This window comes from Pseudorhizobium marinum, from assembly GCF_000705355.1.
Lineage (GTDB): Bacteria > Pseudomonadota > Alphaproteobacteria > Rhizobiales > Rhizobiaceae > Neorhizobium > Neorhizobium pelagicum.
The window spans coordinates 120,797-126,796 of the sequence record NZ_JMQK01000014.1 but is presented as its reverse complement, the minus strand read 5'-3'; the positions used below and the strand labels follow the sequence as shown (position 1 = coordinate 126,796).

General features: G+C 67.3%; 4 protein-coding genes. All 4 read right to left on the bottom strand.

The window, feature by feature from the left end; translation table 11 throughout:
- Positions 1 to 41: 41 nt before the first annotated feature.
- From fhuB to EO99_RS0117025, 4 genes are read right to left on the bottom strand one after another with little or no spacing between them, the layout of a single operon-like run.
- On the bottom strand, positions 42 to 2,024 hold the full coding sequence (gene fhuB, locus EO99_RS0117040; protein WP_029619819.1) for a Fe(3+)-hydroxamate ABC transporter permease FhuB: 1,983 nt from the start codon (positions 2,022 to 2,024) through the stop codon (positions 42 to 44).
- Positions 2,017 to 2,916 (bottom strand): ABC transporter substrate-binding protein, encoded by a 900-nt coding sequence (locus tag EO99_RS0117035; protein ID WP_029619818.1) that lies wholly within the window; start codon positions 2,914 to 2,916, stop codon positions 2,017 to 2,019. Before EO99_RS0117035 ends, fhuB begins: the two co-directional genes overlap by 8 nt.
- The gene (locus tag EO99_RS0117030) at positions 2,913 to 3,692 is read right to left on the bottom strand and encodes an ABC transporter ATP-binding protein (RefSeq protein WP_077067108.1); all 780 of its coding nucleotides are present in this window, start codon (positions 3,690 to 3,692) and stop codon (positions 2,913 to 2,915) included. The genes EO99_RS0117035 and EO99_RS0117030 overlap by 4 nt, the downstream gene beginning before the upstream one ends.
- A gap of 27 nt (positions 3,693 to 3,719) precedes the next feature.
- Complete coding sequence (locus EO99_RS0117025; protein WP_029619816.1) at positions 3,720 to 5,882, bottom strand: TonB-dependent siderophore receptor; 2,163 nt, start codon at positions 5,880 to 5,882, stop codon at positions 3,720 to 3,722.
- Positions 5,883 to 6,000 lie beyond the last annotated feature (118 nt).

The window sequence follows — 6,000 nt, the reverse complement described above, 5'->3', positions numbered from 1 at the left end:
TCGGTCATCTGTCCTGCTTTGATGGCGTCACGTCGGCGCACTCAAGCCGGCGCCCTGCGGCTCAGCAGCCACAGGAGATAGGGACCGCTGATCAGGGCGGCGAAAAGCCCCAGCGGGATCTGATAGGGATAAATCACCAGCCGGGAAAGCCAGTCGGCAGCGATCAGGATCGCCGCCCCGAGGATCAGCGATGCGGCAAGCTGCTGGCCCGGCCGCTGGAACCCGGCCATCCGCGCAAGATGCGGCGCGACCAGCCCCGTCAGGCTGAGCGGCCCGACGATGAAGGAGCCCGCCGCCGTCAACAGCGCCGCAAGCACCGCAAGCGACAGCCTCGCCATGGCGACGGAAAGCCCGAGCGAACGCCCCACCTGCGCGCCGAGCGGCAGGAGCGCCAGCCAGCGCCCGGCAAAAAGCAGCGGCAGGACCAGCAGGGCCAGCGCGGCCATCGCAACGCCCGCCTGCAGCGGCCCGGCAGTGTTGGTCGACCCGGAAATCCAGGTGAGCAGGATGAAGCTGCGCATGTCCCCCTGCGCCAGCACCAGCGTGATCAGCGCCATCGAAAGGGCGCCCAGCGCGACGCCGGCCAGGAGCACCCGCTCCGGCGAAAACCCGGTGCGCGCTGTCAGTGCCATGATCAGCAGAAAGCTCGCGAGCGCCCCGAGCGCCATGCTGGCCAGCATGACCGGCAGGGAGGGAAACGCGACCAGCAACAGCGCCACCGTCAGCCCGGCGCCACCCCCGGCACTGACGCCCAGAACCTCCGGGCTCGCCAGCGGATTGCCGGTGATCCGCTGCATGATCAGGCCTGCTGCGGCCAGCATCGCCCCGGCGCCGCCCGCCGCGATCAGCCGCGGCAGCCTGAACGGCAGGAGGCCATGGAGATCGCTGCCGAGACTGACCGTCAACCCGGCCTCGGTGGCGCCGACGACGGTGGCTAGCACGAGCAGCACGGCAAGGAACATCACCAGCAGCATGATCCCCCTGCCCGGCCGCGACAGCCGCCGCCCGGGCAGGACGGCCGCGATCTTCACCGTCAGAACGCTGCGCACCCGCGGCAGACGCAGGAGCAGCAGCGGCCCCCCGAGCAGGGCGGTCGCGGCGCCGGCCGGCGCGAGATCGGAGAAGCCCGGCCCAAGCAGCTGCATCAGCCCGTCGGCGACGAAGAGCACCCCGCCGCCAATGACGGCGGCACCACCGACCACCTCGCCCGTGGTGCGCGCCCCGCAGTAGCGGGCAAGCGCCGGCGCGACGAGCCCGAGGAAGCCGATCACGCCGACGATCGCAATCACCGACGCCGCCAGCCACACCGCCAGCGCCAGCACCGTAAGACGGATGGCATGGATGGAAACACCCAGGCTGCGCGCGGCGGCATCGTCCAGCGACAGCACCCGAAGTGGCCGCATCAGCACCAGGGTCGCGATCATGCCGACGATCAGGCGGGGAAGCAGCGACAGCGCGCCGCTCCAGTCCTGCTGGCTGAGCGCGCCGGACCCCCAGATGAAGATCGACATGGCATATTCGCCGCGCGCCAGGACCACGGCCACGCTCGCCGCCGAGGCGACCATCGTCACGATCATGCCGGACAGCGCCACCGTCACCGGGTCCAGCTGCCGCCGCCAGCTGAGCGCCAGCACCAACGCCAGAGCCCCGACGCCGCCGGCAAAGGCGGTCACTTCGCGCGGCAGGACCAGCAGGCTGGGCGAAAGGCCGAGCGCCACCGTCAGCGCCAGCTGCGCCCCGGCGGCAATCCCCAGGGTGGAGGCATCCGCGATCGGATTGCGCAGCACGTGCTGCAGCAAGGCACCCGAAAGTCCGAGCGCGGCCCCGGCGAGAACGGCGACGACTGCCCGCGGCATCAGGCTGTGCCAGAGAAGGATGGAGCGCAGCGCCTGCGCCGCGGCGGGCGGCCCGGGAACGGCTGGCATCAGCAGCACCAGCAGCAAGAGCATCCCCAGGCATCCGGCGATGACCACACCGCCCCCGATGGCGAGCCTCTGCCGTGACGGTGCGGTCATTTCAGCCATTGCGGGCATGCAGCAGCCCTTCCGTCAGCAGATCGGCAAAGCGTGCGGCCGCCGGCAGCGCGCCATAGGGATTGACCGAACCGAGCGTGAGCACGCGCCCTGCCCTCACCGGCGGCAGCGCGTTCCAGAAGGCGCTTGCCGACAGCGTCCCCGGCACGTCCGCCGGATGCGGCGGAATGAGGAGGATCCAGGCGTCCGGCATCGTCGCCAGCGTCTCGATGCCGATCGGCGCCATCGCCGAATAGGCGGTGGCACCGGCCCATGCATTGTCCAGCCCGAGCCGCGCCAGCACCTCTGCGAACATGCTGTCGCTGCCGAAGACGCGGTAATGCCGCGCATCGCCGAGATTGATCGGCAGCATGGGCCGACCATCGCCGCCGGACGCGAGGATCTGCCGCTGGCGCTCCAGCTGTGCCTCGGTCGTTTCCACCAGCTGCCGGCCGGTCTCCAGACCAAGCCGCTCGCCCATGGCGCGGGCCGCCTCCGCCGCAAGAGCGAAAGGACTCTGACCCGGCACATAGACCGAATGCGTCTCCACCGGCGCGATGCGGCTCAGCGACGGCGCGCTCGAGGCGTAGAAGTTGGAGTTGAAGATCAGGTCAGGCCGGGCGTGGATCAGCGCCTCGAAACTGGCCGTGCCGCGCAGGCCGAGATCGCGGACCTTCGCCGGCACCGGCGGCGTCACCGCGACCTCGCGGAACTGCCGCAGCTCGGCACCGGCAACGACATTTGCCTTCATCGCCAGCAGCGTTTCCAGGAGCGCCCAGTCGAGGGTCGCGACGCGCGGCCCCTGGACTGCCGGCGCGGCATGCATGGCAGTCGGCACCGCAAGTACTGCGGACAGCCCGGCGAGAAGCTGCCGCCGCGTCCATGGAGAGGGTGCAGCGCTCACAGCAGATAACTGACCGGTTGCCGGCGATTGGGATTCCGGAACACCCCCATGCCGACGCCGAAGATGCGGGCCAGCGCCTCCTCCTGCATGATCTCCTCCGGCGTGCCGCTCATCAGCACGCGACCGCCGTTGAGGGCGGTAATCGTATCGCAGTAGCGGGCAGCCAGATTGATATCGTGCAGCACGACGATCACCGTCAGCCCGCGCTCCTCGGCGAGCGTGCGCACCAGCGAGAGGACGCCGGCCTGGTGGGCGAGATCGAGCGCCGAGGTCGGCTCGTCCAGGATCAGGCATCGGGCGTCCTGGGCCAGCATCATGGCAATCCAGGCGCGCTGCCTTTCGCCGCCGGACATGCCGTCAACCCGCCGGTCGGCGAAGGTCTTCAGATCTGTGCGGGCGATCGCCCCCTCCACCGCCCGCCGGTCGTCGGCGCCGAAGCGGCCGAGCGTCCCATGCCAGGGAAAGCGACCCAGCGCCACCAGTTCGCGCACCGTCATGCCGTCCGCACCGGGCGTGAACTGCGGCATGTAGGCGACGTGACGGGCAAAGGCGCGATTGCTCCACGCCCGTGCCGACCGGCCGTTCCAGGCAATCTCGCCGGAGCTCGGATCGATCTGCCGCGCGATGATCCTGAGCAGGCTGCTCTTGCCGGAGCCATTCGGCCCGACGAGCCCGCAGACCCGTCCGGCACCGACATCGAGGTCGATGCCGGAGAGGATCGTCTTGCCGTCCACCGAAAAGCCGATGCCTCTCAGCGACAGGAAACTCTCCGGCACGCCCTGCTCAACCATGGATGTCCTTGCCTACCACGTCTTGCTCAGCTTGAACGTCACGGTGCGCGCCCCGCCGTAGCCGCAGGCCCCGACGCCGCCGCAGCTTTCGACATAGTCCTTGTCGAACAGGTTCGCGACGTTCAGCGATGCGGTCCAGTCGTTCTTCTGGTAGCGGATCGCCGCATCGACGAGCGTCGCATCCGGCACCTTGAGCGTATTTGCCTCGTCGGCGAAGGATTCGCCCTTGTAGCGCAGTCCGGCGCCGATGCTGAGCCCGTCGAGCGCCTCGTTGGTGAAGGTGTAGTCCAGCCACAGCGAGGCCGTCACGTCCGGGACGATATAGGGCGCATTGCCAACCAGCGCCGGGTTCGGTGCGTTTTCCGTCACCTCGACATCCGCATAGGTGAAGGAGCCGAGCATGCGCCAGTTCTCGTTGAGGTTGACCTTGCCCTCGAGCTCAACGCCCTGCGAGCGGACCTCCCCGAGCTGGTCCTGCCAGGGCGCAACGGCCACCGAGACGACGTTGTTCTGCTTGTTGATGTGGAAGACCGAGGCCGTGAACGAGGCATCCAGGAAGCCCGGCTCGAACTTGACGCCCGCCTCGAACTGCTCTCCCTCTTCCGGCACCAGCGGTCCCTGCAGGCCCATACCCACCAGCGGGTTGAAGAAGGTCGCGGCGCTGACATAGGGCGTTACGCCGTTGTCGAACTCATAGGCAAGGCCCGCGCGGCCGCTCCATGCCCCCTGCGAGCTGTCATAGTCGTCGTTCGCCGCCAGCCGGTCGTCCATCTCCGTCTGAACGAAGTCGTAGCGGCCGTTCAACGTGATGATCCAGCCGCCGCCGAAGCGGATCTGGTCCTGGGCGTAGAGGCCCAGCTGGCTCATCTTCAGCTCCTGGTCGTAGAGCGGGTTGAGGTTCGGCTGCGGCAGACCGTAGACGGGACTGGTCGGGCTGATCGAACTGGCGCCGAACAGCGAGTTCTGCACGTTGTCGAGCCGGTAGTAGCGGTAGTCGATACCGGCCAGCACGGCGTGTTCGGCGCCGCCGAGATCGAACGTGTTCTCGACACGGTTGTCCCACGCCACCGTATCGGCCGACGTGTCGCCCTCGAACCCGATGCGGTTCAGCCGGTAGTAGCCGGGGTCTGCCGGATTGGTGGTGTTCACATAGAGATAGGGATACGGGCCGGTCTCGTATTTGTCCAAATGGCCGTAGCGGAAGTTGGAGGTGAAGTTCCAGCCGTTGTCGAACTCATGATCGAACTCGAAGCCGATCATCTGCTGGTCGTATCGGCCCGTGTCGAGATCCGGCTCGCCGAAGAAGGCCTTGCGGTCGATGCGCCCGAAGGGTGCGTCCACCACCGTCCCGACATAGGGCAGGAAGCCGTTGCTCGAATGCACCTGGTCGAGCGCGCCGGCATAGCCCCACAGCGTCAGGCTCGTCGCATCGTCCGGCGCGATCGTCAGCTGCGGCATCACGAAGCCGCGCAGGTCTTCGGAATAATCCGAATAATTGTCGCCGCCGGCGATCTTGCCGGTCAGGCGATAGCTCATCGTCCCGTCTTCGCGGATCGCATCGGAGAAATCGAAGCCGAAGAAGGCATTGCCGTTCGAGTTGATCCCCGTCTCGGTCAGGTAGAGCGGATCGTCGGTTGGCCGCTTGCGGATCATGTTGACGATGCCGCCGGCATTGGCGCCGCCGTAGAGAACCGACGCCGGTCCCTTCAGCACGTCGACCCGCTCCAGCATGAAGGGATCGATCTGGAAGCCACCGAAGCCATAGCTGAACAGGTTCAGGTCATCGAAATAGACGCCGGTCTGTGTCGCGTTGAAGCCGCGGATGAAATACCAGTCGGTATCGGGGTCGCTGCCATAGGGCTGCGCCACCACACCCGGTGTGTAGCGCAGGAGTTCGTCCACCTTGTTGGTGATGCCGCGGTCCTGGAATTCCTGCTGGCCGATGACGGACACCGACTGCGGGATCTCGCTGATCGGGGTGTTGCCTTTGGAGCCGGCCGACGAGGTCTTGGCAACATACCCCCTGACCGGCGCGACGGCGGACGGACTGCCCTGCCCCTCAATCACGATCGTCTCGAGTTGCGTGTCCTGCGCCAGAGCCGGGACGGCTGCCGTCATCACCGCCATGGCCGCCCCTGCCTTCAACAGCACCTTCATCGCCTTCAAATCACCCATCGTCTTCGTCTATCCCCGCCTCTGCCGCAGTCTCTGCCCGCACCTGAAAAATAAGCTGAGCCGCTAACTCATCTTTATGATCCCGGCTTGAACGTATCTGCGACTTTTGAAGGATCCC

What these genes read in the sequence shown, in the direction of transcription:
- fhuB (WP_029619819.1), bottom strand. Translation starts at nt 2,024, where the DNA reads ATGGCTGAAATGACCGCACCGTCACGGCAGAGGCTCGCCATCGGGGGC.
- EO99_RS0117025 (WP_029619816.1), bottom strand. Translation starts at nt 5,882, where the DNA reads ATGGGTGATTTGAAGGCGATGAAGGTGCTGTTGAAGGCAGGGGCGGCC.